General features: G+C 60.5%; 28 protein-coding genes. 12 read left to right on the top strand and 16 right to left on the bottom strand.

The features are described 5' to 3' along the window. Positions 1–16: 16 nt before the first annotated feature. Positions 17–1,690 carry a DEAD/DEAH box helicase gene (locus FIV39_RS26745; protein WP_090407268.1) on the bottom strand — a complete coding sequence of 558 codons (1,674 nt, stop codon included), beginning with the start codon at positions 1,688–1,690 and terminating at the stop codon, positions 17–19. Between the two features lie 422 nt (positions 1,691–2,112). Here FIV39_RS26745 and FIV39_RS26735 point away from each other — a divergent pair, with 422 nt between their 5' ends. Further along, entirely contained in the window at positions 2,113–2,904 is a 792-nt protein-coding gene (locus FIV39_RS26735) for a crotonase/enoyl-CoA hydratase family protein (protein ID WP_090407272.1), read from the top strand. A 58-nt stretch (positions 2,905–2,962) separates the two neighbouring features. On the opposite strand, the gene FIV39_RS26730 is transcribed toward FIV39_RS26735, so the two are convergent. After that, positions 2,963–3,718, bottom strand: a complete 756-nt coding sequence (locus tag FIV39_RS26730; protein WP_090407275.1) for a spermidine synthase — start codon at positions 3,716–3,718, stop codon at positions 2,963–2,965. A gap of 124 nt (positions 3,719–3,842) precedes the next feature. Here FIV39_RS26730 and FIV39_RS26725 point away from each other — a divergent pair, with 124 nt between their 5' ends. Next, positions 3,843–5,189: a class II 3-deoxy-7-phosphoheptulonate synthase gene (locus FIV39_RS26725; RefSeq protein ID WP_090407277.1), complete on the top strand. Its 1,347-nt coding sequence runs from the start codon at positions 3,843–3,845 to the stop codon at positions 5,187–5,189. Between the two features lie 173 nt (positions 5,190–5,362). On the opposite strand, the gene FIV39_RS26720 is transcribed toward FIV39_RS26725, so the two are convergent. Continuing rightward, the gene (locus tag FIV39_RS26720) at positions 5,363–6,583 is read right to left on the bottom strand and encodes a winged helix-turn-helix domain-containing protein (protein WP_090407280.1); all 1,221 of its coding nucleotides are present in this window, start codon (positions 6,581–6,583) and stop codon (positions 5,363–5,365) included. 45 nt (positions 6,584–6,628) lie between these two features. Beyond that, a complete protein-coding gene (locus FIV39_RS26715) occupies positions 6,629–6,835 on the bottom strand; it encodes a DUF1127 domain-containing protein (protein ID WP_244176400.1) in 207 nt (68 codons plus the stop codon). Positions 6,836–6,905: 70 nt separating this feature from the next. On the opposite strand from FIV39_RS26715, the gene FIV39_RS26710 reads away from it, so the two are divergent. Then, positions 6,906–7,787 (top strand): LysR substrate-binding domain-containing protein, encoded by an 882-nt coding sequence (locus tag FIV39_RS26710; protein ID WP_090407286.1) that lies wholly within the window; start codon positions 6,906–6,908, stop codon positions 7,785–7,787. Here the strand turns inward: FIV39_RS26710 and FIV39_RS26705 are convergent. Next, positions 7,777–8,526 (bottom strand): sulfite exporter TauE/SafE family protein, encoded by a 750-nt coding sequence (locus FIV39_RS26705; RefSeq protein ID WP_090407289.1) that lies wholly within the window; start codon positions 8,524–8,526, stop codon positions 7,777–7,779. The genes FIV39_RS26710 and FIV39_RS26705 overlap by 11 nt on opposite strands. Positions 8,527–8,634: 108 nt before the next feature. Here FIV39_RS26705 and FIV39_RS26700 point away from each other — a divergent pair, with 108 nt between their 5' ends. The 4 genes from FIV39_RS26700 to FIV39_RS26685 all read left to right on the top strand — a co-directional run bounded on the left by FIV39_RS26700 (position 8,635) and on the right by FIV39_RS26685 (position 11,819). Next, positions 8,635–9,585, top strand: coding sequence for a LysR family transcriptional regulator (locus FIV39_RS26700; RefSeq protein WP_090407292.1), 951 nt, complete (start codon positions 8,635–8,637; stop codon positions 9,583–9,585). Positions 9,586–9,665: 80 nt separating this feature from the next. Further along, positions 9,666–10,118 carry a MarR family winged helix-turn-helix transcriptional regulator gene (locus tag FIV39_RS26695; protein WP_090407295.1) on the top strand — a complete coding sequence of 151 codons (453 nt, stop codon included), beginning with the start codon at positions 9,666–9,668 and terminating at the stop codon, positions 10,116–10,118. 237 nt (positions 10,119–10,355) lie between these two features. After that, on the top strand, positions 10,356–10,775 hold the full coding sequence (locus tag FIV39_RS26690; protein ID WP_090407298.1) for an organic hydroperoxide resistance protein: 420 nt from the start codon (positions 10,356–10,358) through the stop codon (positions 10,773–10,775). 27 nt (positions 10,776–10,802) lie between these two features. Continuing rightward, positions 10,803–11,819 carry an alpha/beta hydrolase gene (locus tag FIV39_RS26685; RefSeq protein ID WP_146371650.1) on the top strand — a complete coding sequence of 339 codons (1,017 nt, stop codon included), beginning with the start codon at positions 10,803–10,805 and terminating at the stop codon, positions 11,817–11,819. A 63-nt stretch (positions 11,820–11,882) separates the two neighbouring features. Here the strand turns inward: FIV39_RS26685 and FIV39_RS26680 are convergent, their stop codons facing one another. Together FIV39_RS26680 and earP are read right to left on the bottom strand one after the other, a co-directional pair. Next, positions 11,883–12,455, bottom strand: coding sequence for an elongation factor P (locus tag FIV39_RS26680; protein WP_003172723.1), 573 nt, complete (start codon positions 12,453–12,455; stop codon positions 11,883–11,885). Positions 12,456–12,504: 49 nt separating this feature from the next. Then, a complete protein-coding gene (gene earP / locus FIV39_RS26675; RefSeq protein ID WP_090407305.1) occupies positions 12,505–13,638 on the bottom strand; it encodes an elongation factor P maturation arginine rhamnosyltransferase EarP in 1,134 nt (377 codons plus the stop codon). Positions 13,639–13,770: 132 nt separating this feature from the next. Between earP and FIV39_RS26670 the strand changes: the two genes are divergently transcribed. Then, positions 13,771–14,139 (top strand): hypothetical protein, encoded by a 369-nt coding sequence (locus tag FIV39_RS26670; protein ID WP_090407308.1) that lies wholly within the window; start codon positions 13,771–13,773, stop codon positions 14,137–14,139. A gap of 5 nt (positions 14,140–14,144) precedes the next feature. Next, positions 14,145–14,627: a GreA/GreB family elongation factor gene (locus tag FIV39_RS26665; RefSeq protein WP_090410098.1), complete on the top strand. Its 483-nt coding sequence runs from the start codon at positions 14,145–14,147 to the stop codon at positions 14,625–14,627. A gap of 5 nt (positions 14,628–14,632) precedes the next feature. Here FIV39_RS26665 and cysB read toward each other — a convergent pair whose 3' ends face one another. The 5 genes from cysB to FIV39_RS26640 form a co-directional block, all read right to left on the bottom strand. After that, a complete protein-coding gene (cysB, locus tag FIV39_RS26660; protein WP_003189876.1) occupies positions 14,633–15,607 on the bottom strand; it encodes an HTH-type transcriptional regulator CysB in 975 nt (324 codons plus the stop codon). Between the two features lie 105 nt (positions 15,608–15,712). Continuing rightward, entirely contained in the window at positions 15,713–16,213 is a 501-nt protein-coding gene (locus FIV39_RS26655) for a universal stress protein (protein ID WP_090407311.1), read from the bottom strand. A gap of 53 nt (positions 16,214–16,266) precedes the next feature. Continuing rightward, a complete protein-coding gene (locus tag FIV39_RS26650) occupies positions 16,267–17,184 on the bottom strand; it encodes a 5'-nucleotidase (RefSeq protein ID WP_090407313.1) in 918 nt (305 codons plus the stop codon). A 15-nt stretch (positions 17,185–17,199) separates the two neighbouring features. Beyond that, positions 17,200–18,153 (bottom strand): putative 2-dehydropantoate 2-reductase, encoded by a 954-nt coding sequence (locus FIV39_RS26645; protein ID WP_090407316.1) that lies wholly within the window; start codon positions 18,151–18,153, stop codon positions 17,200–17,202. Then, entirely contained in the window at positions 18,150–18,536 is a 387-nt protein-coding gene (locus FIV39_RS26640) for a thioredoxin family protein (protein ID WP_090407319.1), read from the bottom strand. The genes FIV39_RS26645 and FIV39_RS26640 overlap by 4 nt, the downstream gene beginning before the upstream one ends. Between FIV39_RS26640 and FIV39_RS26635 the strand changes: the two genes are divergently transcribed. Together FIV39_RS26635 and FIV39_RS26630 are read left to right on the top strand one after the other, a co-directional pair. Further along, positions 18,535–18,969, top strand: coding sequence for a PilZ domain-containing protein (locus FIV39_RS26635; RefSeq protein WP_090407322.1), 435 nt, complete (start codon positions 18,535–18,537; stop codon positions 18,967–18,969). The genes FIV39_RS26640 and FIV39_RS26635 overlap by 2 nt on opposite strands. A gap of 130 nt (positions 18,970–19,099) precedes the next feature. Continuing rightward, complete coding sequence (locus tag FIV39_RS26630; protein WP_053130701.1) at positions 19,100–20,176, top strand: 3-deoxy-7-phosphoheptulonate synthase; 1,077 nt, start codon at positions 19,100–19,102, stop codon at positions 20,174–20,176. Positions 20,177–20,248: 72 nt separating this feature from the next. Here the strand turns inward: FIV39_RS26630 and FIV39_RS26625 are convergent, their stop codons facing one another. Beyond that, on the bottom strand, positions 20,249–20,530 hold the full coding sequence (locus FIV39_RS26625; protein ID WP_027606976.1) for a GNAT family N-acetyltransferase: 282 nt from the start codon (positions 20,528–20,530) through the stop codon (positions 20,249–20,251). Between the two features lie 611 nt (positions 20,531–21,141). On the opposite strand from FIV39_RS26625, the gene oprI reads away from it, so the two are divergent. Then, entirely contained in the window at positions 21,142–21,393 is a 252-nt protein-coding gene (gene oprI / locus FIV39_RS26620) for an outer membrane lipoprotei OprI (protein WP_003172710.1), read from the top strand. 137 nt (positions 21,394–21,530) lie between these two features. On the opposite strand, the gene FIV39_RS26615 is transcribed toward oprI, so the two are convergent. The 3 genes from FIV39_RS26615 to FIV39_RS26605 all read right to left on the bottom strand — a co-directional run bounded on the left by FIV39_RS26615 (position 21,531) and on the right by FIV39_RS26605 (position 23,561). Further along, positions 21,531–22,499, bottom strand: coding sequence for a L,D-transpeptidase family protein (locus tag FIV39_RS26615; protein ID WP_090407325.1), 969 nt, complete (start codon positions 22,497–22,499; stop codon positions 21,531–21,533). Between the two features lie 104 nt (positions 22,500–22,603). Further along, the gene (locus tag FIV39_RS26610) at positions 22,604–22,897 is read right to left on the bottom strand and encodes a hypothetical protein (RefSeq protein ID WP_003172705.1); all 294 of its coding nucleotides are present in this window, start codon (positions 22,895–22,897) and stop codon (positions 22,604–22,606) included. A 58-nt stretch (positions 22,898–22,955) separates the two neighbouring features. Further along, positions 22,956–23,561 (bottom strand): arylesterase, encoded by a 606-nt coding sequence (locus tag FIV39_RS26605; protein WP_167361127.1) that lies wholly within the window; start codon positions 23,559–23,561, stop codon positions 22,956–22,958. Positions 23,562–23,567 lie beyond the last annotated feature (6 nt).

Genomic DNA, 23,567 nt, shown 5'->3' with positions numbered 1-23,567 from the left:
TCAGCCCAAGGGCGGATCAATCTTCGCGGTAGCGACGCAGCTTCAATTGCTTGCCGGCAACGCGGGTGTCTTTCAGCTTGGTCAGCAGTTTTTCCAGACCGTCTTCCGGCAGCTCCACCAGGGAGAAGCTGTCACGGACCTGGATGCGACCGATGGCTTCACGTGCCAGGCCACCCTCGTTGAGGATAGCGCCCAGCAGGTTCTTGGCAGCGATACCATCACGCGCGCCCAGCGCGGTACGGCAACGAGCACGGCCTTCAGCCAATGGAACCGGAGCGCGACGCTCACGATCACCACGGTCCGGACGGTCGCCGGTACGCTCTGGACGATCACCGCGTGGCACGTTGTTCGGCACCAGAGGGCGCTCTTTCTCGATGGCTGCCAGGGTCAGGGCCTGACCGTTGGTAGCCTTGCGCAGCAGGGCTGCAGCCAGGGCACGTGGGGTGCAACCGATATCGGCGGTCAGGCGGTCCAGCAGGTCGCCGTGGGTCGATTCAGCGTCAGCTACCAGCGGCGACAGGCTGTTAGTCAGTTTCTTGATGCGGGCATCGAGAACGGCCTGGGCATCCGGCAGGCGGACTTCAGCCACTTTCTGACCGGTTACACGCTCGATCACTTGCAGCATGCGGCGCTCACGTGGAGTCACCAGCAGCAGTGCACGACCTTCGCGACCGGCACGGCCGGTACGGCCGATACGGTGAACGTAGGACTCTGGATCGTAAGGCATGTCAACGTTAAACACGTGGGTGATACGCGGAACGTCGAGACCACGAGCCGCTACGTCGGTCGCTACAACGATGTCCAGACGGCCATCCTTGAGGGAGTCGATCACGCGCTCACGTTGGTTCTGGGCGATGTCACCGTTCAGCGCAGCAGCTTTGTAGCCTTTGGCTTCCAGGGCACTGGCCAGGTCCAGGGTCGCTTGCTTGGTACGCACGAACATGATCAGGGCGTCGAAGTCTTCGACTTCCAGCAGGCTCAATACAGCCGAGGTCTTCTGGTCAGCGTGAACCAACAGGTGAGCCTGTTCGATCGCGGTAACGGTCTGAGTCTTGGTCTGGATCTTCACGTGTTGCGGATCGCGCAGGTGGCGTTCGGCAATGGCACGGATCGACTGTGGCAGGGTAGCCGAGAACAGGACGGTCTGACGGGTTGGAGGCAGTGCCTTGAAGATGACTTCCAGGTCATCCATGAAGCCCAGCTTCAACATTTCGTCAGCTTCGTCCAGAACCAGGTGGTTCACGGTCGACAGGACTTTCTCGTCGCGACGCAGGTGGTCGCACAGGCGGCCTGGGGTGGCAACAACGATCTGAGCGCCATTACGGATGGCTTTCAGTTGCGGGCCCATCGGCGCGCCGCCGTAAACGGCAACAACGGTAACGCCTGGCATTTGCTTGGCGTAGGTTTCGAAAGCGGTTGCTACTTGCAGCGCCAACTCACGCGTTGGCGCCAGGATCAGGGCTTGCGGTTCGCGCTTGGCAGGATCGATGCAGTGCAGGATAGGCAGGGCGAACGCGGCGGTTTTACCGGTACCGGTTTGCGCCTGGCCAATCATGTCCTGGCCGGCCATGATGATCGGGATCGATTGCTGCTGAATCGCCGAAGGTTCTTCGTAGCCGGTCGCGATGACGGCAGCGAGAATGTTCGGGTTAAGATTAAAAGCGGCGAAGCCGCCGGTTTCCTGGGTCATGGGTCTGCCTCTAAGTGCATCCGCAAAGACCCATGCTCCAAAGCTGCGCATGCCGTGTTGAGACTCAAGAGTCGCCCTGGCTGCTTTGTCGGCGGGGATTTGCGAAAACGAATGAATGAAAAAGATTCGTCAAGGGAGAGTCCGCTGTGCGGACGTGCAGCCGAAGCTGACTTCGGGGAATTGCGCTACCTAAACGCGGCCCGGTTAAAGGCCGGCGCGCACTATACCGGAAATACCTGAAAAAGGGAGCTTTTTTTATCGCCAGGCGCCGATAAACCGCGCTGCATCACAGTCTTTGCAGATAAGCGCGCCAGGGTCTATTTTTCAAAGGCCCGGCCCTGTTGGTCATCACGCTTAAACGGTTCACCCAGCATCGAGACCCTTTGGTCTGAAACCCTTCATTGCGCCCGAGGGAACACCCGATGAATCAAGCCAACCGCAGCCGCGTCAGCCGTGAACTCCAGGGCCATGTCCTGCTGTTGGGCCTGGATCGGGTCGCCAAGCGCAACGCCTTTGACCTGGATTTGCTCAATGAACTGAGCCTGGCTTATGGCGAATTTGATCGAAATGACGAAGCACGGGTGGCCGTAGTATTTGCCCACGGCGACCACTTCACCGCTGGCCTGGACCTGGCCAATGTCAGTGGCGTGATGGCGGGAGGCTGGCAACCCCCACTGGGAGGTTGCGATCCGTGGGGCGTTTTCGCAGGCCCCAGGGTCAGTAAACCGGTGATCGTCGCGGCCCAGGGCTACTGCCTGACCATCGGTATCGAGTTGATGCTCGCTGCGGATATTAATGTGTGCGCGAGCAATACCCGCTTTGCGCAGATGGAAGTACAACGTGGGATTTTTCCGTTTGGGGGTGCGACATTGCGTTTTCATCAGATCGCCGGCTGGGGCAACGCAATGCGCTGGCTGCTCACCGGCGATGAGTTCGACGCCCATGAAGCCCTGCGCCTGGGTTTGGTGCAGGAAGTAATGGCCAGTGAAGACCTGCTGCCCCGCGCCATCGAACTCGCCAGTCGCATCGCGCGCCAGGCGCCGCTCGGCGTCCAGGCCACCTTGATGTCGTCCCGCCGGGCACGTATGGAAGGCGAAACTGTTGCGGCGGCCGCGCTGCCGCCGATGGTGGATAAATTGCTGAACAGCGAGGATGCCAAGGAAGGCGTGCGAGCGATGGTCGAGAAGCGACCGGGGGTGTTCAAGGGTATTTGAGTCGCCTGTACCGACGCCATCGGGGGCAAGTCGATGGCGTCGGTACAGGCGACTAAGACTAAGTAGCCGGCCGAATCGCCTTGATCAACGACTGCAACGAATACCCCAATCGCGGTGCGAGGGCTTCGGCGCGCCCCCAGAGCGCATCAAGATCCAGCGCCTGGTCCAGATCCGAAGGCACCAATAGGATCACATTGCCCTCCTTCACCGGCAGTTCCCAGTAATGCCGGTGGTACAGACCACGCAGCAACGCCGCGCCCAAGGGTTTGCCATCATCGGTCGCCCACTGGTTGATCACCAGCCAACCGCCAGGGTTGAGTTTCTTCTGGCAGTTTTCCAGGAAGGTCCAGGCCAGGTGTCCGACGCCGGGGCCGACATCCGTGTAGAGGTCGACGAAAATCAGGTCCGCCGATTCAGCGGTCTCCAACAATTCCAAGGCGTCGCCGATGCGGATATACAGACGCGGATCATCATCCAGCCCCAAGTATTCGATGGCCAGGCGCGGCACATCGGGGCGTAGCTCGATGGCTTCGACATCTTCCAGCGGCAGGAACTTGAGGCACGCCTGGGTCAACGTACCCGCTCCCAGGCCGAGGAACAGCGCGCTCTCCGGCTGCTCATGGCACAACGCACCGATCAGCATCGCACGGGTGTAGTCGTACTCCAGCCAGCTCGGGTCAGCGGTGAACACGCAGCTTTGCTCGATGGCGTCGCCAAACTCGAGAAACCGGTAATCGGCCACCTCGAGCACACGGATCATGCCGAAATCATCATGGACTTCGGCCAGCAGGCGCTCGACACGCTCCTCGGTCATCACTACTCCTAAAGGGTTTACCGCACGGTAAAGGCGCGATTGTCGGCCAACCGGCGGCAACAGGTCACGCACTAATTACTGATAACATTGGCGCCCCACCGTCAACCACCCAATCGAGTTCATGATGAGCCAACCCTGGAGCCCCGACAGCTGGCGCGCCCTGCCAATCCAGCAACAACCCCAGTACCCGGACGCTGCGCACTTGTTGCACGTAGAGCAGAGCCTGGCCAGCTATCCGCCGCTGGTGTTTGCCGGGGAAGCCCGCGAGTTGCGCCGTCAGTTTGCCGAGGTGACCCAGGGTCGCGCGTTCCTGCTGCAAGGTGGCGACTGCGCCGAGAGCTTTGCCGAGTTCTCCGCCGCAAAAATCCGCGACACCTTCAAGGTGCTGCTGCAGATGGCCATTGTGATGACCTTCGCCGCCGGCTGCCCGGTGGTGAAAGTCGGGCGCATGGCCGGCCAGTTCGCCAAGCCGCGCTCGGCCAACGATGAGACCATCGACGGCATCACCCTGCCCGCCTACCGTGGCGATATCGTCAACGGCATCGGCTTCGACGAAAAAAGCCGCGTGCCGGACCCGGACCGCCTGCTGCAGTCCTACCACCAGTCCACCGCCACCCTCAACCTGCTACGCGCGTTTGCCCAGGGCGGTTTTGCCGACCTGCACCAGGTGCACAAGTGGAACCTGGACTTTATCGCCAACTCCGCCCTGGCCGAAAAATACAGCCAGTTGGCCGACCGCATCGACGAAACCCTGGCCTTCATGCGTGCCTGCGGCATGGACAGCTCACCGCAACTGCGCGAAACCAGCTTTTTCACCGCCCATGAAGCGCTGCTGCTCAACTACGAACAAGCCTTCGTGCGCCGCGACAGCCTGACCAACGACTACTACGACTGCTCGGCCCACATGCTGTGGATCGGCGACCGCACCCGTCAGTTGGATGGCGCTCATGTCGAGTTCCTGCGCGGGGTGAACAACCCGATCGGCGTCAAAGTCGGCCCGAGCATGAACCCGGATGACCTGATCCGCCTGATCGACATCCTCAACCCCGACAACGACCCCGGCCGCCTCAACCTGATCGCGCGCATGGGCGCAGGCAAAGTCGGCGACCATCTGCCCAACCTGATTCGCGCCGTGCAGCGCGAAGGCAAGCAGGTGCTGTGGAGCTCCGACCCGATGCACGGCAACACCATCAAGGCCAGCAGCGGCTACAAGACCCGCGACTTCGCGCAGATCCTCGGCGAGGTCAAGGAGTTCTTCCAGGTGCACCAGGCCGAGGGCACGTATGCCGGCGGGATTCATATCGAGATGACCGGGCAGAACGTCACCGAGTGCATCGGCGGCGCGCGGCCGATCACTGAAGATGGCTTGTCGGACCGCTACCACACCCATTGCGACCCACGGATGAACGCCGACCAGTCGCTGGAGTTGGCGTTCCTGATTGCCGAGACTTTGAAGCAGGTCAAGCGCTAGCAGACGTGTGGAAAATAGGGCTTGTTGTGGCGAGCGGGCTTGCCCCGCGTTGGGTGGCGAAGCCGCCCCAAAACCCACGCCGCAATTGCGCCTGAACCCCTTCAGTGATCTTACTGGGGCTGCTTCGCAGCCCAACGCGGGGCAAGCCCGCTCGCCACGAAAGTACCTTCCTCCTACAAGTGCAGCATGGCTAACCGCAACCGGTCGGCACTCGACCGCTGGCAATTGAGCTGGATATGTTCGAGCCCCAGCCAGTCGGCCATTTGCCGCAGGTTCAACGCCAGCGCCAACATCCCCTCCTCATCCAGCCCCGGCTCTTCCTCATGCACCGCATGCACGGCCAGGCGCCCGTTGGCGCGTTCGGCCCGCAGGTCGATCCGTGCAACGATCCGCTCGTGGTGCAAAAACGGCAGCACGTAGTAGCCGTACACCCGCTTGTCTTGCGGGGTGTAGATCTCCAGCCGGTAGCGGAAATCGAACAAGCGCTCGGTGCGGCTGCGCTCCCAGACCAGCGAGTCGAAGGGCGACAGCAATGCGCTGGCCGACACCTTGCGTGGCACGTTGGGCGCGGGCAGGCAATATGCCGCTTGCTTCCAGCCTTGCACCTGGCAAACCTGCAATTGCCCGTCCTCGACCAACTCCGCGAGGCGACTGCGACTGTCGGCGGGGTCAAGGCGGAAGTAGTCGCGCAGGTCTTTTTCGGTGCCTACACCTAAGGCGGTGGCGCTGTGCAGGAGCAAGCCACGTTGGGCCTCGGCCTCGGCCAACGGTGCCTGCCGGAGGATGTCGCCAGGGATGACACGCTCGGGCAAGTCGTAGAGCCGCTCGAAACCACGCCTGCCGGCAACGGTAACCAGGCCGGCGGCGAACAGCCACTCCAGCGCATGTTTTTCATCGCTCCAGTCCCACCAGGGTCCGGCCCGTTCTTCGCGGGTCGACAAACTGCCCGCGCCCAGCGCGCCCTGCTGTTCGACGGTCTGCAAAACGCGCTGGATCGTGGCCTGCTGCTCACGACCAAAGCGCGCCATCTGCGAATAGATACCACGCCCCTCTTGCGCCCGCTCCATACGCCAACGCATCAACGGGTACAACGCCATCGGCAGCAACGAGGCCTCGTGCCCCCAATACTCAAACAGGGAACGCCGCCGGCCCTGGCTCCAAGCCGCTTGTTCAAGCAACAACGGGGAGTAATTGCCCAGGCGGGAAAACAGCGGCAGGTAATGAGAGCGCACCAGCGCATTGACCGAGTCAATCTGCACCACGCCCAAGCGCTCGATCACGCGGTTGAGGTGCGCAGCTTTTATCAGTGCGGGCGCCTGGCGCCCGGAAAATCCCTGGGCCGCCAGCGCCATGCGTCGAGCTTGCTTGAGGGAAAAGGACAAGTCGGCGGGCATGGGAATCTCCTTGAATGCTCGCGACCTACCCTACTGTATCCGCGGTCATTTTCGCAGCGGATCTTCCCAGAAATGCCGATGGCTCTCCTGCTCCACATCGGCACGGCTGAGGCCGATGTCCTTGAGCGCATCATCGCTCATGCTCGCCAGCATCAGCCGTTCGTGGCGCAACACCTGCCACCGAAATACCACCCGCAGTAGCCCGGAAAACGGCCGCTTGGCGATCAACACAAAACCTTTCTGACCTTTCATCTTCTCGCCCTCCAGTGGGGATGACGCAAGTGTGTGCCGTGCAATATGATCAATCCAACGAATGTTTCTTATGCAATACATCTCGGAGATTGATCAATTGTCCGGCTACCCGAGTATCGACACTGAAGTGCTGCGTACCTTCGTCGCCATCGCCGACCAGGGCGGTTTCACCCGCGCCGGTGAACTGGTTAACCGCACCCAATCGGCGGTGAGCATGCAGATGAAGCGTCTGGAAGAAGACGTGTTGCAGCGCAAGCTGTTCGAGCGCGATGGCAGGCAGGTGCGGCTGACGCCCGAGGGCCAGGTGTTGCTGGGTTATGCGCGGCGCATCCTGAAGCTCCACAGCGAGGTGTTCAACACCCTGCGCGAGCCACATATGGTGGGGTTGGTACGTATCGGTACACCGGACGACTACGTGATGCGTTTCCTTCCCGGGATCCTCAAGCGGTTTTCCAAGGCCTACCCGCTGATCCAGATCGAGCTGCACTGCGAATCGTCAAGGGTGCTGATGCAGCGACGGGATCTGGCACTGACAGTTATCAGCCGCGAGCCCGGCAAGGAAATCGGCGAGCTGTTACGCACCGAGCGCATGGTGTGGGCAGCGGCACCCTGCTTTTGCGTGGAAGAGCACGATGCCGTGCCCTTGGCGGTGTCCGGTGCCGACTGCGTGTACACGCAGTGGACCCGCACCGCATTGGATGCAACCGGACGGGACTATCGCCTGGCGTACCACAGCACCAACGTCGCGGCGATCCAGGCCGTCGTGAGTGCCGGCCTGGCTGCCATGATCTGCATGGAAAGCCTGGTGACTGACGACTTGCGCATACTCGGCAGCGACGAGGGTTTCCCACCGCTGCCCTCGATGAATTTGCACTTGCTGCGTAACCCGCAAATGACCTCACCGATCACCGAGTGCCTGGCCGAATACATCCTAGAAGGCTTCAGACTTTAAAGGTGAGCATCACCGCACACAGCACCAGGAAGCCGCAGAACAGGCCGCGCAACACACGCTCCGGCAACGCATGGGCAACCTTCACGCCCCAACTGATACTGAGCAAGCCGCCAACGGCGAGCGGTACGCCGATCATCCAGTCCACCTCGTGGTGCCAGGCATAAGTGGCCAACGTCACACCCGTGCTGGGCAACGCCAAGGCCAGGGACAACCCTTGGGCGACGACCTGGGTGGTGCCGAACAGGCTGGTGAGCACCGGAGTGGCCACCACCGCGCCGCCAACTCCGAACAAACCGCCCATGGAACCGGACACCGCGCCCAACACGCCAAGCCAGGGCCAGGAGTAACGCATGTGGGCCGTCGGCGGTGCATTACGTGTGAACATGCGCAGCAGGTTGTAAGCCGAAAGTGTCAGCAAGAACGCAATAAAGCCAATACGCATGGCGCCTGCGTCCAACCCCACGGCCCAGATCGAGCCGAGCCAGGCAAAGCTGAACCCCATGATGCCCAAGGGCAACGCGTGCCGCAGTTCGATGCGATTGCGCTGGTGGTAACGCCACAGGGCGAGCATCACGTTCGGCACCACCATCACCAGCGCCGTGCCTTGGGCAAGTTGTTGGTCCAGGCCGAACCACACGCCGAGTACCGGGATTGCAATCAGCCCACCACCAATACCAAACAGGCCACCCACCGTGCCGAGGGCCACGCCCAATACCAGGTACACCGCTAAATCCAACACCGCTCGCTACTCCCCATTCTCAAGACCTGCATGCTACGCAGTCGACTCTGGCGCGGAAACGCACAGCAACGCACAATGGCTATGCCAATCTCGCACAAGCACGCGCCGATGAATCCTCATACGCTGACCGATCAACTGAGTCTGTTTCTCGATGTATTGGAAACGGGCAGCTTTTCCGCTGCAGCACGTCGCCATCCGCTGACGCCCTCGGCGGTGGCGCGGCGTATCGACAGCCTGGAAAGCTCCGTGGGCAGCCGCTTGTTCCAGCGCAGCACGCATGCGGTGGTGCCGACCCCGGCGGGCCTGGCCTTCGCCGAGCGGGCACGCAGGATCGTCAGCGAGTTGCAACTGGCGCGGGCGGAAGCCGCCTCCCTGAGCCATGCACCCGAAGGCCTGATTCGCGTGGACGCCCCGGCAGCGTTTGGTCGACGGCATCTGGCGCCAGTGATCGCGGACTTTCTGAATGTGTACCCGGGGCTGGATGTGCACCTGCACCTGATCGACAGCTTTGTCGATATGCAGGGCGCGCACTTGGGCAAGGTCGACCTGGTGCTGCGCGCGGGGCATATCGTCGATACACGGCTGATCGCCACGCCCCTGGCCAGTATCGTGCGCATCGCCTGCGCCAGTCCGGCCTACCTGAAAAGCCGTGGCACCCCGGCCCACCCCCGCGAATTGAGCGAGCATGACGGCCTGGACTGGGACGGCCTGGCGCCGATGTTCGCGTGGCGCTTCGAAATGGATGGGCGCCGTGCAACGTACCGCCCGCGGCGCATCCGCATGAGTGCCAACAACGCTGAAGCGCTGTTATCGGGTGCTCTCGCCGGGCTCGGCATCGCCCACCTTCCCACCTGGCTGGCCAGTGAGTACCTGGTACGCGGGGAGTTGCTGCCGCTGTTTTGCGAAGACGGCCTGCCCAGCCCGGAGACCACCGGGATCTACGCATTGCGCCTGGAACAGCAGCCCAATGCGCGCAGCCGATTGCTGCTGGAATACCTCAAGTCCCGATTCAGCCCCGTGCCGCCTTGGGATCTGGCACTGCAAAGCGGCCTGGTCTGACCAGCCAGACAGAATTATCTGGCGCATTAAAGATTTGCCCGCTAGATTCCAGGGCAGACACGCTTTTTTGAGGCACCGCCATGAGCAAAAATCCCGCCCCTTGCGAATCCCTATTGCTGGACAATCAACTGTGTTTCGCCCTGCACTCCACGTCGCTGCTCATGACCAAGGTCTACAAACCGCTGCTGCAAGCTCTCGGCCTGACCTACCCGCAGTACCTGGCCATGATGGTGCTGTGGGAAGAAGATGGTTTGACCGTCGGCGAAATCAGCAGCCGCCTGCTGACCGACCCGGGCTCCCTTACGCCCCTGCTCAAGCGCCTGGAAGCCGAAGGCCTGCTCAGCCGCACCCGCAGCCGTGAAGATGAGCGCGTGGTAGTGGTGGAACTGACCGACGCTGGACGTGCCTTGCAGGAGAAGGCCATGGGTATTCCCCAGTGCATTCTCGGCGCCAGCGGTTTGGAGCTGGACCAATTGCGCAAGCTGCAGGCTGATTTGCTTACGTTGCGGGGCAACCTGCAGAGCGCGATCTAAACACAGCAAAACACTCAACATGTGGGAGAGGGCTTGCTCCCGATGACGGTTTATCCGTCGACGAATCTTTTGGCTGAAACACCGTTATCGGGAGCAAGCCCCCTCCCACATTGGTTTGCAGCGACTGAAAAAATATTTATACATTTATCTTGCGCACTAAACATTAGCGCTATACATTCATCTCACCAACTACTTAGCGCGCAAAATATTAGCGCTATAAACCAAGAGGACGACACCATGCAAACGCTCTATACCGCAGTAGCCACCGCCACCGGCGGCCGTGATGGTCGCGCTGTTTCCAGCGACAACATCCTCGATGTGAAACTCTCCACCCCCAAAGAATTGGGCGGCGCCGGTGGCCAGGCAACCAACCCGGAACAACTGTTCGCTGCCGGTTATTCGGCCTGCTTTATCGGCGCCCTGAAATTCGTCGCCAGCCAGACCAAACGCAAAATCCCGGACGATGCCTCGATCACTGCCCACGTCGGCATCGGCCAGATCCCTGGTGGTTTCGGCCTGGATATCGACCTGCACGTCAGCCTGCCAGGCCTGGACCAGGACGATGCGCAAAGCCTGGTCGACGCCGCTCACCAAGTCTGCCCGTACTCCAACGCCACCCGTGGCAACGTCGATGTGCGCCTGCACGTAACCGTCTAACCACTGCTGCTGTCACTGGAGAAGAACATGAACACATTTGCCAAAGTGCTGACCGGCAGCCTGCTCGCCCTGTCCATCACTCACGCTTTCGCCGCCAATGGCGACGTTGAACACACTACCCAGGCCTTCCTGGATGTGTTGAACGCCGGCACCGGCAAGCCGATGGAACAACTGACGCCCAAGGAAGCCCGCGCCGTACTGACGGGGGCCCAGGCCGGTGTGAAGTTGACCTTGCCCAAGGCGGACGTGAGCCAGAAGACCATTCAGGTCGATGGCCAGCCGCTCGACCTGACCATCGTGCGGCCAGCCGGGGTCAAGGGCACATTGCCGGTGTTCATGTTCTTTCACGGCGGCGGCTGGGTATTGGGGGATTACCCGACTCACGAGCGCCTGGTGCGCGACCTGGTGGTGGGCTCGGGGGCCGTGGCGGTCTTCGTCAACTACACGCCTTCACCGGAAGCGCACTACCCGGTGGCGATCAACCAGGCTTACGGCGCAACCAAGTGGGTCGCCGAGCACGGCAAGGACATCAACGTCGACGGCAAACGGCTGGCGGTCGCGGGCAATAGTGTCGGTGGCAATATGGCAGCCGTCGTCAGCCTGATGGCCAAGGACAAGGGCACACCCGCGATCAAGTTCCAGTTGCTGTTGTGGCCGGTGACCGATGCCAACTTCGAAACGGCGTCCTACAACCAGTACGCCGAAGGACACTTCCTCACCAGGAACATGATGAAGTGGTTCTGGGATAACTACACCACCGACGCCAACCAGCGGGCCGAGATCTATGCCTCGCCGTTGCGGGCGACCACGGATCAGCTCAAGGGCTTGCCGCCCGCGCTGATTCAGACTGCCGGTGCCGATGTGTTGCGTGACGAAGGCGAAGCCTATGCGCGCAAGCTGGACCAGGCCGGGGTTCCCGTAACAGCCGTGCGCTATAACGGCATGATCCACGACTACGGTTTGCTCAATGTGGTCAGCCAGGTACCCGCAGTGCGTTCGGCCTTGCTGCAGGCATCGGACGAGCTGAAGCAACACCTGAAGTAAAAAGCAGCGCCCACGAAAAAGCCCGACGCAAGGTCGGGCTTTTTCGTATCGGCGGGGCCAGAATTACTTCTTGGCGCGACCTTTGTACGAACCGCCTTCGCGGGTGTCGATCTCGATCAGGTCGTCGATTTCGATGAAATCGGCTACTTGCAGTTCGGTACCGTTGCTCAGTTTGGCAGGCTTCATCACTTTACCCGAAGTGTCACCGCGAGCGGAACCTTCGGTGTAGGCAACCTTACGCACGATAGTGGTCGGCAGCTCTACGGAAACCAGGCGCTCTTCGAAGAAAATAGCTTCGCAGACGTCTTCCATGCCTTCTTCGATGAACGGCAGAACGGCTTCGATATCTTCAGCGTTCAGCTCGTACATGGTGTAGTCGGTGGTGTCCATGAACGTGTAGGTGTCGCCGCTGATGAAGGACAGGGTCGCTTCTTTGCGGTCGAGGATCACGTCGTCCAGTTTGTCATCGGCGCTGTAGACGATCTCGGTCTTGTAACCGGTCAGCAGGTTCTTCAGCTTGGTCTTCATGATTGCGCTGTTACGACCAGACTTGGTGAACTCAGCTTTCTGAACCAGCCAAGGGTCGTTTTCGAGACGGATCACTGTACCGGGTTTCAGTTCTTTACCAGTTTTCATTGCGTATATCCGAAATTTGGATGGGATTTACAAAAATCAAGGTCGCGTATCATATCCAACTTTCATAAAACTGTACCAGCGCCGTCGCAAGATCGGCCTGCAAGCCTTGTTCCAGACACCACGTCTGCGCGTGCTGACTAAGCTCAGGCCAGTGCTCCAGCAGCATTTTCCACGGTTGTGCCATATCGCCATCAGTGTTCCAGGCTTGCCAGAGTTCGACCAAGGCGACCTTTGCGGCCGGCGACAGGGCGGCGGTGTACAGGTCCAGGAAGGCGTCGAGCTTGTCCAGGTGGATGTCTTCGTCCTGGCGATAGATGTGCCACAGCAGCGGCCGCCCCGCCCATTGGGCGCGCACGAACGAGTCTTCGCCGCGCACGGCGTTGAAGTCGCAACACCACAGCAGGCGGTCATATTGCTCCTGGCGCACAAACGGCAGCACCTGCACGGTCAGGGCGCCGTGCTGATGAACGTCTCCCACCGACAGGCCTTCTACGCCGAGCCAATGCTGCACATCCCCGAGGATGCGCCCTTCCGGTACCAAGAGATGCGTGACGCGCCCGTCTGTCGACAGTACGTCCAGCCAACTGGCCAACCCGGCGTTTTCGTAGGCGAACAACGAGATGAGCCGCGCACCAGCTGCCGGAAACACACCCAAGGCTTGCAGGAATTGCCGCTGCGCATCGGCATCCTGCTGAAACGCCTGACGCTGCTCCAGCAACCCTGCCTCGCGTAACAGCCCCCCGGTGCCGGGTCGGAAACCCGGAAAAAAGAAGTACTTCTGCACACCCTTGAACTTCACCGACGGCAACCGATGGCACCCCACCACCCAATCTTCGGCGCTGAGATAGTCCAGGTTCATCCACAACGGTGTGCGTTCACGCGCGGCCATGGCTTCCATGTAGTCAGGCGGCAACTGGCAGGCGAAGGCGGCGATCACCACATCGGCTGCCGGAGCGCTCGACCACGTGGCCGGCCAATGGCGCACATCGACACCCTCTTGCCATTGCTGGTCCAGGCGCACATCAATGTCGGGACACATACGCTCGAAGGCGCGCAGGTCGTCGACCCACAAGCGCACCTCGCACCGCTGCTCAGCCACCAATTGCCGGGCCAGGCGCCAGGTCACGCCAATGTCGCCGTAGTTATCGACGACGCTGCAAAAAATATCCCAGCGGGCTCTCATTCCGGGCTCCAACGCTCAAAGGCTCGATTGTCCGCATAAATGCGCTGATGCAGAAGGCTTGATCGCGATTATTCTGCACAGTAGCTGTGCGACAATCGCCGCCATGCCGTTAATGCCTGCCAGGAGGCCATCATGTCCGATCGCTCGTTGTCGCTGCCCAAGCTCACCCTCGCCATTGCCCTGGGGGTGTGGCTGGGGTTTATCGCCATCGCGCTGACCACCTGGCTGGCGTCGCGCTATCTATTCCCGCAAAGCCTGGCGCCCGTGGCCCAGGCTGTTCAGCAACTGGGTAAACCTGCACCGGTTGCACCGGAGCCGCCGAACCGTATGTTCGAGCAGTACCAACAGAACCTGCAGAAGCAGGAACAACAGCAAGCCTTGGACCAGGCCCGCAACAACACGCGCAACCTGTCCAACCCCAAATGCCAGTTCTGGCTGCAACAGGACCAGAACGCACCCAATGAAAAGACCCGGGCCAATGTCCTGCAATTCTGCGATTGATGACCATGAATAAACACGCCGTTCACCAGTTGATCCTGGAAAAGCTCACCGCCGACCTCGACATCGCCCAGCGCGCCGCGCAGACCGCTTACGAAACCGCGACCCACGAAGAAAATATCGCCGAAAACAAATACGACACCCTCGGGCTGGAGGCGTCTTACCTGGCAGCCGGGCAAGCCAAGCGCGTCGAGGAAATCAAGCAGGCGTTGGCGCTGTGCCAGAACCTGCCACTGCGTGCGTACGATGATCAATGTGGCATAGAAGTCGGCACGCTACTGGGCCTGGAGGACGAGAACGGCCGCCAGCAGTGGCTGTTCCTGGCACCGGATGCGGCGGGTTTGAAGGTGGACGTGGTCGGCCAACCGGTGACCGTCATCACCCCGCGCTCCCCCCTGGGCAAAAGCCTGCTGGGCAAGTTCGAAGGTGATGAGGTGGAGATTCTGGTGGCAGGCGCCCGGCAACACTTTACGGTTACCGAGGCCAAATAAACCCCTTAATGGACGGGCAACTCCACGCCGTCGAACAGCTCTTCCAGTTCCTGCTTGTTGTGGCACTGGATCGCCTTGGCCATGACTTCACGGGTCAGGTGCGGGGCGAACTTCTCGATGAAGTCGCACATGAAGCCCCGCAGGAAGGTGCCACGGCGGAAGCCGATCTTGGTCACGCTGGACTCGAACAGCTCGCTGGCATCCAGCACTACCAGGTCTTTATCGAGGTTGGTATCGACGGCCATCTTGGCAACGATACCCACGCCCAGGCCCAGGCGCACATAGGTCTTGATGACGTCGGCGTCGGCGGCGGTGAACACCACTTTTGGCGTAAGACCGCGATGGCTGAAGGCTTCGTCGAGCTTGGAGCGGCCAGTAAAACCGAAGACGTAGGTCACGATCGGGTATTCAGCCAGGGCTTCCAGGGTCAGCTTCGGCAACTTGGCCAATGGGTGGCCTTGGGGCACGACGACGCAACGGTTCCAGCGGTAGCACGGCATCATCACCAGGTCACCGAACAGCTCCAGGGCTTCGGTGGCGATGGCGAAATCGACGGTGCCGTCAGCGGCCATCTCGGCGATCTGCATCGGCGAACCCTGGTGCATGTGCAGCGCCACGTCCGGGTATTGCTTGATGAAATCGCGGATCACCGGCGGCAATGCGTAACGCGCCTGGGTGTGAGTCGTGGCAATCGAGAGGGTGCCTTTCTTCTCGTTGGAGAATTCCTGGGCGATCTGCTTGATGCTCTCGACTTTGCGCAGGATCTCGCCAGCGGTGGTGATGATGCGTTCACCGGCCGGTGTGACACGGGTGAGGTGCTTGCCGCTGCGCGCGAACACTTCGACGCCCAGCTCGTCTTCGAGCAGGCGGATCTGCTTGCTGATACCGGGTTGCGAGGTGTAAAGGCTTTGAGCGGTAGCGGAAACGTTGAGGTCGTGGTGCGCCACTTCCCAGATGTAGCGCAGTTGTTGAAGCTTCATATGTATCCCTCAAAGCAGATAGACGCCACGGGTATCAGCGACGGTATATAACTATATTAAAGGTTCGACGGATAAATCTAGAACTTTTTATCCTTTTCTCACCCATCACACGTCATCACTGCGTCGACGTTGTAACGAAGGCACCAGGTAAACCGGCACGGTAGACAGCTGCAGCACCCGCGCGGCGGTGCGCCCAAGCGGAGTGGCGGCCGCCGTGGCATGGCTGTGACTGCCGACGATCAGCAGGTCGACGGACAGTTTGCGCAACTGCTCGAGTATCACTTCGCACGGATCCCCCTGGATCACCCGTACCGAGCGAATCAGCTCCAGGTCTTGCTCCCCCTCCCCCAACTCTTCACGAAAACTGTCCAGCACCCGTTGCTCGATGGTTGCCATGACAGTGGTCAGCCCCTGGCTCTGCCATTCACTCAAGGCCCTCTCATCAAGGTAGCTCTGCAACACCGATTCGGCGAACAACCCGATGGGCTCGACCACATGAATCACATCCAGGTCTGCCTTGAACGTTCGCGCCAGCGCCAGTGCATGCTGCATCACATACGGCGCATACAGACCAAGGTCCGTGGCGTACAGCATCGAACGAATCATAAAACCTCCCGGACGGCCAGGATGGAGGAGATTGAATGAGCTTAGCAGCGCCCCTAAGTCTCGGCTTGAATCCTCACCTCGTTACTGATGCCATGGGGCACATGCCCGGTGGCCACCACCTCCCTGGCTTTCTCGCAGTGACCGGCCTGGTCATCGAAAAACACATCCGCGGCAAACGCCTCGAGGAATGCGGACTTCTCCAGGCCGCCGAGAAACAGTGACTCATCCAGTCGGATGTCCCACTCACGCAAGGTCCGAATCACCCGCTCGTGAGAAGGCGCCGAACGGGCGGTCACCAGGGCCGTGCGGATCGGGCAGGCCTCGTCCGGAAACTCACGCTGCAATAAGTTGAGTGCCGCCAGGAAACCCTTGAAGGGCCCGCCGTGCAATGGCTGCCGCGCCGACTCGCGCTCGCTGGCCTGGAATGCCTCCAGCCCACCGGCCTGATACACGCGCTCCGACTCATCGGAGAACAGCACCGCGTCACCGTCAAAGGCGATCCGCAGTTCCTCGCTGGAAGCCCGGCGCGGACCACCCGACAGAATCGTCGCGGCGGCAAAGCCGGCGTCGAGGGCACTGCGGACATCTTCAGCATGGGTGGAAAGAAACAGATGACAGCCAAAAGCGGCCAAATAAGGATAAGGACTACGCCCACCTACAAAGGCTGCGCGGGAAATATCCAGGCCGTAATGCTGGATAGAATTGAACACGCGCAAGCCGGTGTCAGCACTGTTGCGCGACGCCAGCACCACCTCGACCCGAGCACGGCCCAGGCTGGCATTGAGGCTCAGCAGCTTCTTGACCAGCGGAAAGGCGTCACCGGGCTCGAGGATCTCTTCCTCGTGTTCGATCTGGTATTTGCGGTAGGCCTCCACCCCTTGGGCCAGGTAGACCTTGTGGCTGTCGCTCAGGTCGAACAGCGCCCGCGAGGAAATCGCCAGCACCAGTTTGTCGCCCAATCCCTTTGCCATGGTACATCCCCCGAATCAGCGGTTATGCCGATCAATAAAACTCAAGGCCTGGTACAGCGCCTGCATTCGCGGCAACTCGCAACCCGCAGCCTTCGCGGCAGCGAGCGGTCGCGCATAGATCGCCGCCAGTTCCAGCGGGCGCTTGTGTATATGGTCGTGGTACATGCTGGGCAGGTAATCGTCCATGGTTTGCGTCATGGCGAACATCTGCTCGGCGTAACTGCCGGGGATTTCATGGCCGCAGGCATGGGCGCCCTGCACCACTTCGGCCATCAGCGCCTGGATCAGCTCGCGGCTGGATTCGTCCGCCATCATCGCCGTGGTGCCGGTGCCCAGCAACACCGAGAGGCCGTTGTAGGGCACGTTCCACACCAGTTTGTGCCAGCGCGCCTGATGCACATTGGCCATGCCTTGGGACTCGATGCCGGCCTTATGAAACAACGCAGCGCCGGCTTCGACAATAGCCTTCTGGCGGCTCTCATCGTTGGCCGCCGTGCCGCTGTTGTAGCCCAGGTTGACCCGGCCCAACGCCTGGTGCTCGACGACGCCAGGCGCAGAGCGGTGTACGCCGATGTAGCACAGCCCGCCCAATAGATGCAGGGATGGCGGCAGGTGTTCACGCAGACTGTCCTCGACATCCAGGCCATTTTGCAGCAACACCACCTTGGCGTCCGGCGCCGCGACCTGGGCGAGGGTCGGGGCCAGCTCGACATTGCCGGTGGATTTGGTGCCCACCAGCAACCAGTCGCACGGTGGCATGTCGGCGGCACGGGCGTAGGCCTGCACCGGGTGCAGCTGCAGGTTGCCATGCACACGGCTATTGACGCGCAGGCCGTGCTCGCTGACCGCCGCGTATTCGCTGCGCAACAGAAAGTGCACGTCGAAGCCCGCGCGGGCCAGCATCAGGCCGTAGAAACCACCGATGGCGCCGGTGCCGATAATGCCAATGCGTGGCGACTGTGCTGTCATGGCAGATCCTCTGGAGTGCGGCTAAGCGCTTGGTTAATGGTGTCGACAAGGTCAGAAAGCGTAAGGCGTGTCTGTATCTGCCCGAGGAATTGACCCTCGCACACCACAAACAACGCGGGCAAATGAAAGATCTGGTAGCGTTCGACCGCACCGCCGTTGTGCCCGGCATCCACCCAACACAAACGGTCCACCGGCAAACGCCAGTCCGGCAATTGCTGGCGCGCCCAACGGCAACTGGAACATCCCACGCTGGTGAACACCACCAGCGAAATACCTGGCAATCCCAGCAATTGCTGGTCAATATCCAGGTCGGTCAATTCCAGTTCCTTCACTATACTGCTGCCACCGCCGTCAATTGGACGGTGCTCGGAGTCCGTGTACATGGGTCGTTTTTTACCTCACCCTGATGATGTCGCTGTCGAGTTAATCCAACGCCCCTCTCCCGCCATTCCCCGCCAACGCCTGCTCACTATCGGCCTGGGCGGCGTCGCCTGCAATTGGCCCCGCGCATGGCGCCAGGGCACGGCCGTTGACCTGCACATTCCCTCCCTCGGTGCCACGGCCCGCTATCCGGGGTATGTGGCGTGGTGTCGCAAGGTGGAAAACGGCTACCGCGTGGGCATTTCGTTTACCGACGAGCATGCGTTGTTCGGTGCACGAATGGGTGAGCAAGCATGCCGGATAGAGCGCTACTGCCGCCAGCATGAAGATGCCGAACCGACTCCGCAGCAACTTGAAGCCCTGGCCCGTGAGTGGGTGGCGCGCCATGCCGGCGAGTTTGCCCATGAGACGTTTGTGCGGCCAACGCTGGATTAAAGCGGGCTTTGCCCATTGTCGCGGGCCCGTGTTACGCGCTAAGGTTCCTCCCCCCTGCATTCAAATCATGCTGTGCCCGCCGCACGGGGATGGCTGGCGGCCGGCACCCGTGACCCTGGCGAGTAACACGATGGCTGATTTACCGATCAATGACCTAAACGTCGAATCCAACGAGACACTGATCACACCCGATCAGCTCAAGCGCGAAATCCCTTTGAGCGACGCTGCCCTGCAGACCGTCACCAAAGGCCGCGAAGTCATCCGTGACATTCTCGACGGCACCGACCACCGCCTCTTCGTCGTGATCGGGCCTTGCTCGATCCACGACCTCAAGGCTGCCCACGAATACGCCGAGCGCCTCAAAGTGCTGGCGGCTGAAGTGTCCGACACCTTGTACCTGGTGATGCGCGTCTATTTCGAGAAGCCGCGTACCACCGTCGGCTGGAAAGGTTTGATCAACGACCCGTACCTGGACGACTCGTTCAAGATCCAGGACGGTTTGCACATTGGTCGCAAGTTGCTGCTGGACCTGGCCGAAATGGGCCTGCCCACCGCCACCGAAGCCCTCGACCCGATCTCCCCGCAGTACCTGCAGGACCTGATCAGCTGGTCGGCCATCGGCGCACGTACCACCGAGTCGCAGACCCACCGCGAAATGGCGTCCGGCCTGTCCTCGGCCGTGGGTTTCAAGAACGGTACCGACGGCGGCCTGACCGTGGCGATCAACGCGCTGCAATCGGTCTCGAGCCCTCACCGTTTCCTGGGTATCAACCAGGAAGGCGGCGTCTCCATCGTCACCACCAAGGGCAATGCCTACGGTCACGTGGTGTTGCGCGGCGGTAACGGCAAGCCCAACTATGACTCGGTCAGCGTCGCGCTCTGCGAGCAGGCGCTGAACAAGGCCAAGATCAAGCCGAACATCATGGTCGACTGCAGCCACGCCAACTCCAACAAGGACCCGGCCCTGCAGCCGCTGGTGATGGAAAACGTCGCCAACCAAATCCTTGAAGGCAACCAGTCGATTATCGGCCTGATGGTCGAGAGCCACCTGAACTGGGGCTGCCAGGCGATTCCAAAGGACTTGGCCGACTTGCAGTACGGCGTGTCGATCACCGATGCCTGCATCGACTGGTCCGCCACCGAGAACACCCTGCGCAGCATGCATGCCAAGCTCAAGGACGTATTGCCGAAACGCAAGCGCACCTGAACCTGTATCTGAAGTGTGCGCACACAAAAACGCCGGGCTGAGCCCGGCGTTTTTCATGCTGCGTTTAATGCGTCAAAGCTTCGCGGCATGGCGCTGGTGGCGCTCCATGTAGCGTTCGACATAGGAGCACGACGGTATCACCGTGTAGCCTTGCTCTTCGGCGAACTTCAACGCTTCCTCGGTCAACGCGGCTGCAATGCCACGGCCGCGCAGTGCGTTGGGCACGAAGGTCCGATAGATGTCCAGGGTCTGCTTCCCGAGGTCCATATAGGTCAGATAGGCACGATGACCGTCCACATTGGTCTCGAACTGATGACCAGCCTGGTCATGGTGGATGGACAACGCCTCGCTCATCACTACTCCTCGCGGGTCTTGGATTCTGACCCCTACCTTACCGATGTTTTTCCGGCGAAGGAACATCTACGCCACCCCGTGCCGGTTTCGACAACGAGAAAACCTATAGCGCTCACAACCAGCACGTAGGGAATAGTAGGCACCAATCCTGTAATTGCTCAAGACGTACCCGTCATCCCTGCCACTGGCGGATATAGAAAGGGCCTCGATCAACCGGTGACCGAAAGCCTGAACATTGCCGGCAGTTGAACCTTGAGACGAACAGGCGCTCTTAAAGTCACCTCTACATGCGTAAAAGATACTCTGGCAAGCAACGTCAAACGCAACCAAAGTGTCGGCGCAGATATATAAATTTTCATCTGATTGCCAGGCTCGGCACATGCGGGCCGGAGCTTTCAGCCTGGATCCAATCTTCATCCGACTGAAAAAAATTGGACGGTTTTTATACAAACCTTCAAAAGGTTAGCCAAAATAGATTCGGCGCGAGAATTTTTTTTGCTTCTTGCGCTACGTCAGTTTACTTACTACAAGTAATGGGTAGTATGTACGCCGGCTATTAGCTCACTCTGAGAAAGTAGCCATTTAATAGAAAGTCCTTGAAGGGGAACACGATGAACAACGTTCTGAAATTCTCTGCTCTGGCTCTGGCCGCAGTTCTGGCTACCGGTTGCAGCAGCGTCTCCAAAGAAACCGAAGCTCGTCTGACTGCAACTGAAGACGCAGCAGCTCGCTCCCAGGCCCGTGCAGACGAAGCCTACCGTAAAGCTGATGAAGCTCTGGCTGCTGCTCAAAAAGCACAACAGACTGCTGACGAAGCTAACGAGCGCGCTCTGCGTATGCTTGAAAAAGCTAGCCGCAAGTAATAATCCCTCGGGGTTGTTATCAAGCCGATCCATTCTTGGATCGGCTTTTTATTGCCTGCGATTCGTACCTGAACCCTGCGCAATAAAAAGCCCGCCGCAGCGCAAGGCCGTGGCGGGCTCAGGAGCGGACCAGACGCTTATTGCTGCAGGTCGATCGGCGCGCTGGAAGCTATCGGTGCAGCACCTGGCACACCGATCTCAGTCGGCAGGCCATCTTCGGCCGCGACGACATCACGCACCTGATCCCAGTTCACCCGCAGGTTATTGGCCAGGTCTTCACGCTTGAGCAAGGCATTGATCACTGCCGTGTGCTTGTCGACCACCGACGGTGTGCCGTCGTCGTTCAAGGGCGTATGTGCTTCGAGGTAGACCTTGCCGCCACTGCTGCCGAACTTGTAGGCATCATTGATGATGCGCACCGACGTCCCCACCGGCACCATACCGGCCATTTCCAGCACGTTGTTGTTGAACATGCGGAAGCAGCCGTGGCTGGTGCGCGTACCGATGCCGAACTTCATATTTGAACCGTGAATCAGGTAACCCGGCGTCCCCAGGGTGAACTTGAACGGCCCCAGAGGGTTGTCCGGGCCGGCCGGCACCACATTGGGCAGCGGGTCGCCGTTGGCGGCGTGCTCGGCCTTGATCGAGGCCGGCGGAGTCCAGGTCGGGTTCGGCGTCTTGGCAATAATGCTGGTGTGAGCAATGGGCGAGCCCCAGCCTTCACGACCAATCCCCAGCGGGAAGGTGTAGACCACGTCCTGGCCCTTGGGGAAGTAGTAAAGCCGATATTCAGCCAGGTTGATCACGATGCCTTCCCGAGGCCCCGGCGGCAGAATGAAGCGCGTCGGCAGGACAATCTCGGTCCCTGCTCCCGGCAACCAGGCATCGATCCCCGGATTGGCCGCGACCATTTCCGAATAGCCCAGGTCATAGGTAGTGCCCAGGTCGGCAAAAGTATCTTCGTACTTGGCCTTGATCACCTGCACCTGGCCGACGATGTCTTCACCGGGTGGTGGCAAGGGCAACTGCAAGGCGGCTGCAGAACCGGCGGCGCACAAGGCAGCAAGAGACAGGCAGCAGGTGACGACGGAAAGGCGCGACAACATCCGGAAAATCCTTCGCAGAACGATGGGTAGGTTAAAAGCGAGTCGCAAGCTGTAAGCTTTCAGCCACAAGCTTACAGCTTAGCGCTTGATGCTTGTAGCTGCTTCTATAGCTCAAAACGCAACTCCGGCCAGATCGGCGGCGTGCCGCGCTTCTGGGACTCAAGGATGGCCCGGCACAAAGGGCACAGGCGCTGGTCCTGGAAAATCGAACGGTCCACCAGCGACCAGCGGGGCTGAGCCGGCAATAAAGTGCCGCAGAGCGTGCGATCAATGGAGCCACCCAGTTCCAATTGACGTGTCACCAGATGCACCCGCACTTCCTGGCAGGCGAACAGATCCAGCTGCTCGTCCGGCTCGATCAGTTGGTAGTTAAACAGGGACCAGGCAGGACGCGACATCGGGGGCTCCAGATCGGGGGGGCGCCACCTTAGCCGAAAGCCTGCCGGTAGAAAAGCGTCATAGCAGCGGTTTTAGCGTCGGCCAGACATTTTCCAGCAATTTGCCCTGGGCGCCGACAGCCGGGTGAAGTTGATCAGCCTGCATCAGCTCCGGATGACCACCCACGCCCTCAAGGAAAAACGGTACCAGCGGGATGTTTTTTTCCTTGGCCAGCGTGCCGAAGACTTCGGCGAATGCCGTGGTGTATCGCGGGCCATAATTGGGTGGCAACTGCATCCCCAACAACAGCACCTTGGCACCGCCGGCCTTGGACTGATCAATCATCGACGCAAGATTTTGTTTCAATTGCGCCGGTGGCTGCCCACGCAAGCCGTCGTTACCGCCCAACTCGATCACAACCACGTCCGGCTTATGCTCTGCAAGCGCCGCCGGCAGCCGCGCCAGGCCTCCGGCACTGGTGTCACCACTGATGGAGGCGTTGACCACTTTATCGTCGAAACCCTCCTTCTTGAGCCGTTGCTCCAGCAGTGCCACCCACCCTTTGCGGGTATCCAGGCCGAAACCGGCACTGATACTATCGCCAACGATCAGGACTGTACCCGCCGCTGCGTTCTGGGCCATGCACATAAAGGCCAGGCCAGCACTCAAAAACCACATTCGCATCGGATT

It is taken from the genome of Pseudomonas grimontii (assembly GCF_007858185.1).
In the GTDB taxonomy this organism is placed as follows: Bacteria; Pseudomonadota; Gammaproteobacteria; order Pseudomonadales; family Pseudomonadaceae; genus Aquipseudomonas; species Aquipseudomonas grimontii.
Note: the sequence above shows the minus strand (reverse complement) of the source record. Positions and strands in the feature narration are given on the sequence as shown.

Excerpts from the sequence above, each read along its gene's own strand:
- FIV39_RS26745 (WP_090407268.1), bottom strand. The coding sequence starts at position 1,690 with ATGACCCAGGAAACCGGCGGCTTCGCCGCTTTTAATCTTAACCCGAAC.
- FIV39_RS26735 (WP_090407272.1), top strand. The coding sequence starts at position 2,113 with ATGAATCAAGCCAACCGCAGCCGCGTCAGCCGTGAACTCCAGGGCCAT.
- FIV39_RS26730 (WP_090407275.1), bottom strand. The coding sequence starts at position 3,718 with ATGACCGAGGAGCGTGTCGAGCGCCTGCTGGCCGAAGTCCATGATGAT.
- FIV39_RS26725 (WP_090407277.1), top strand. The coding sequence starts at position 3,843 with ATGAGCCAACCCTGGAGCCCCGACAGCTGGCGCGCCCTGCCAATCCAG.
- FIV39_RS26720 (WP_090407280.1), bottom strand. The coding sequence starts at position 6,583 with ATGCCCGCCGACTTGTCCTTTTCCCTCAAGCAAGCTCGACGCATGGCG.
- FIV39_RS26715 (WP_244176400.1), bottom strand. The coding sequence starts at position 6,835 with ATGAAAGGTCAGAAAGGTTTTGTGTTGATCGCCAAGCGGCCGTTTTCC.
- FIV39_RS26710 (WP_090407286.1), top strand. The coding sequence starts at position 6,906 with ATGCAATACATCTCGGAGATTGATCAATTGTCCGGCTACCCGAGTATC.
- FIV39_RS26700 (WP_090407292.1), top strand. The coding sequence starts at position 8,635 with ATGAATCCTCATACGCTGACCGATCAACTGAGTCTGTTTCTCGATGTA.
- FIV39_RS26695 (WP_090407295.1), top strand. The coding sequence starts at position 9,666 with ATGAGCAAAAATCCCGCCCCTTGCGAATCCCTATTGCTGGACAATCAA.
- FIV39_RS26690 (WP_090407298.1), top strand. The coding sequence starts at position 10,356 with ATGCAAACGCTCTATACCGCAGTAGCCACCGCCACCGGCGGCCGTGAT.
- FIV39_RS26685 (WP_146371650.1), top strand. The coding sequence starts at position 10,803 with ATGAACACATTTGCCAAAGTGCTGACCGGCAGCCTGCTCGCCCTGTCC.
- FIV39_RS26680 (WP_003172723.1), bottom strand. The coding sequence starts at position 12,455 with ATGAAAACTGGTAAAGAACTGAAACCCGGTACAGTGATCCGTCTCGAA.
- earP (WP_090407305.1), bottom strand. The coding sequence starts at position 13,638 with ATGAGAGCCCGCTGGGATATTTTTTGCAGCGTCGTCGATAACTACGGC.
- FIV39_RS26670 (WP_090407308.1), top strand. The coding sequence starts at position 13,771 with ATGTCCGATCGCTCGTTGTCGCTGCCCAAGCTCACCCTCGCCATTGCC.
- FIV39_RS26665 (WP_090410098.1), top strand. The coding sequence starts at position 14,145 with ATGAATAAACACGCCGTTCACCAGTTGATCCTGGAAAAGCTCACCGCC.
- cysB (WP_003189876.1), bottom strand. The coding sequence starts at position 15,607 with ATGAAGCTTCAACAACTGCGCTACATCTGGGAAGTGGCGCACCACGAC.
- FIV39_RS26655 (WP_090407311.1), bottom strand. The coding sequence starts at position 16,213 with ATGATTCGTTCGATGCTGTACGCCACGGACCTTGGTCTGTATGCGCCG.
- FIV39_RS26650 (WP_090407313.1), bottom strand. The coding sequence starts at position 17,184 with ATGGCAAAGGGATTGGGCGACAAACTGGTGCTGGCGATTTCCTCGCGG.
- FIV39_RS26645 (WP_090407316.1), bottom strand. The coding sequence starts at position 18,153 with ATGACAGCACAGTCGCCACGCATTGGCATTATCGGCACCGGCGCCATC.
- FIV39_RS26635 (WP_090407322.1), top strand. The coding sequence starts at position 18,535 with ATGGGTCGTTTTTTACCTCACCCTGATGATGTCGCTGTCGAGTTAATC.
- FIV39_RS26640 (WP_090407319.1), bottom strand. The coding sequence starts at position 18,536 with ATGTACACGGACTCCGAGCACCGTCCAATTGACGGCGGTGGCAGCAGT.
- FIV39_RS26630 (WP_053130701.1), top strand. The coding sequence starts at position 19,100 with ATGGCTGATTTACCGATCAATGACCTAAACGTCGAATCCAACGAGACA.
- FIV39_RS26625 (WP_027606976.1), bottom strand. The coding sequence starts at position 20,530 with ATGAGCGAGGCGTTGTCCATCCACCATGACCAGGCTGGTCATCAGTTC.
- oprI (WP_003172710.1), top strand. The coding sequence starts at position 21,142 with ATGAACAACGTTCTGAAATTCTCTGCTCTGGCTCTGGCCGCAGTTCTG.
- FIV39_RS26615 (WP_090407325.1), bottom strand. The coding sequence starts at position 22,499 with ATGTTGTCGCGCCTTTCCGTCGTCACCTGCTGCCTGTCTCTTGCTGCC.
- FIV39_RS26610 (WP_003172705.1), bottom strand. The coding sequence starts at position 22,897 with ATGTCGCGTCCTGCCTGGTCCCTGTTTAACTACCAACTGATCGAGCCG.
- FIV39_RS26605 (WP_167361127.1), bottom strand. The coding sequence starts at position 23,561 with ATGCGAATGTGGTTTTTGAGTGCTGGCCTGGCCTTTATGTGCATGGCC.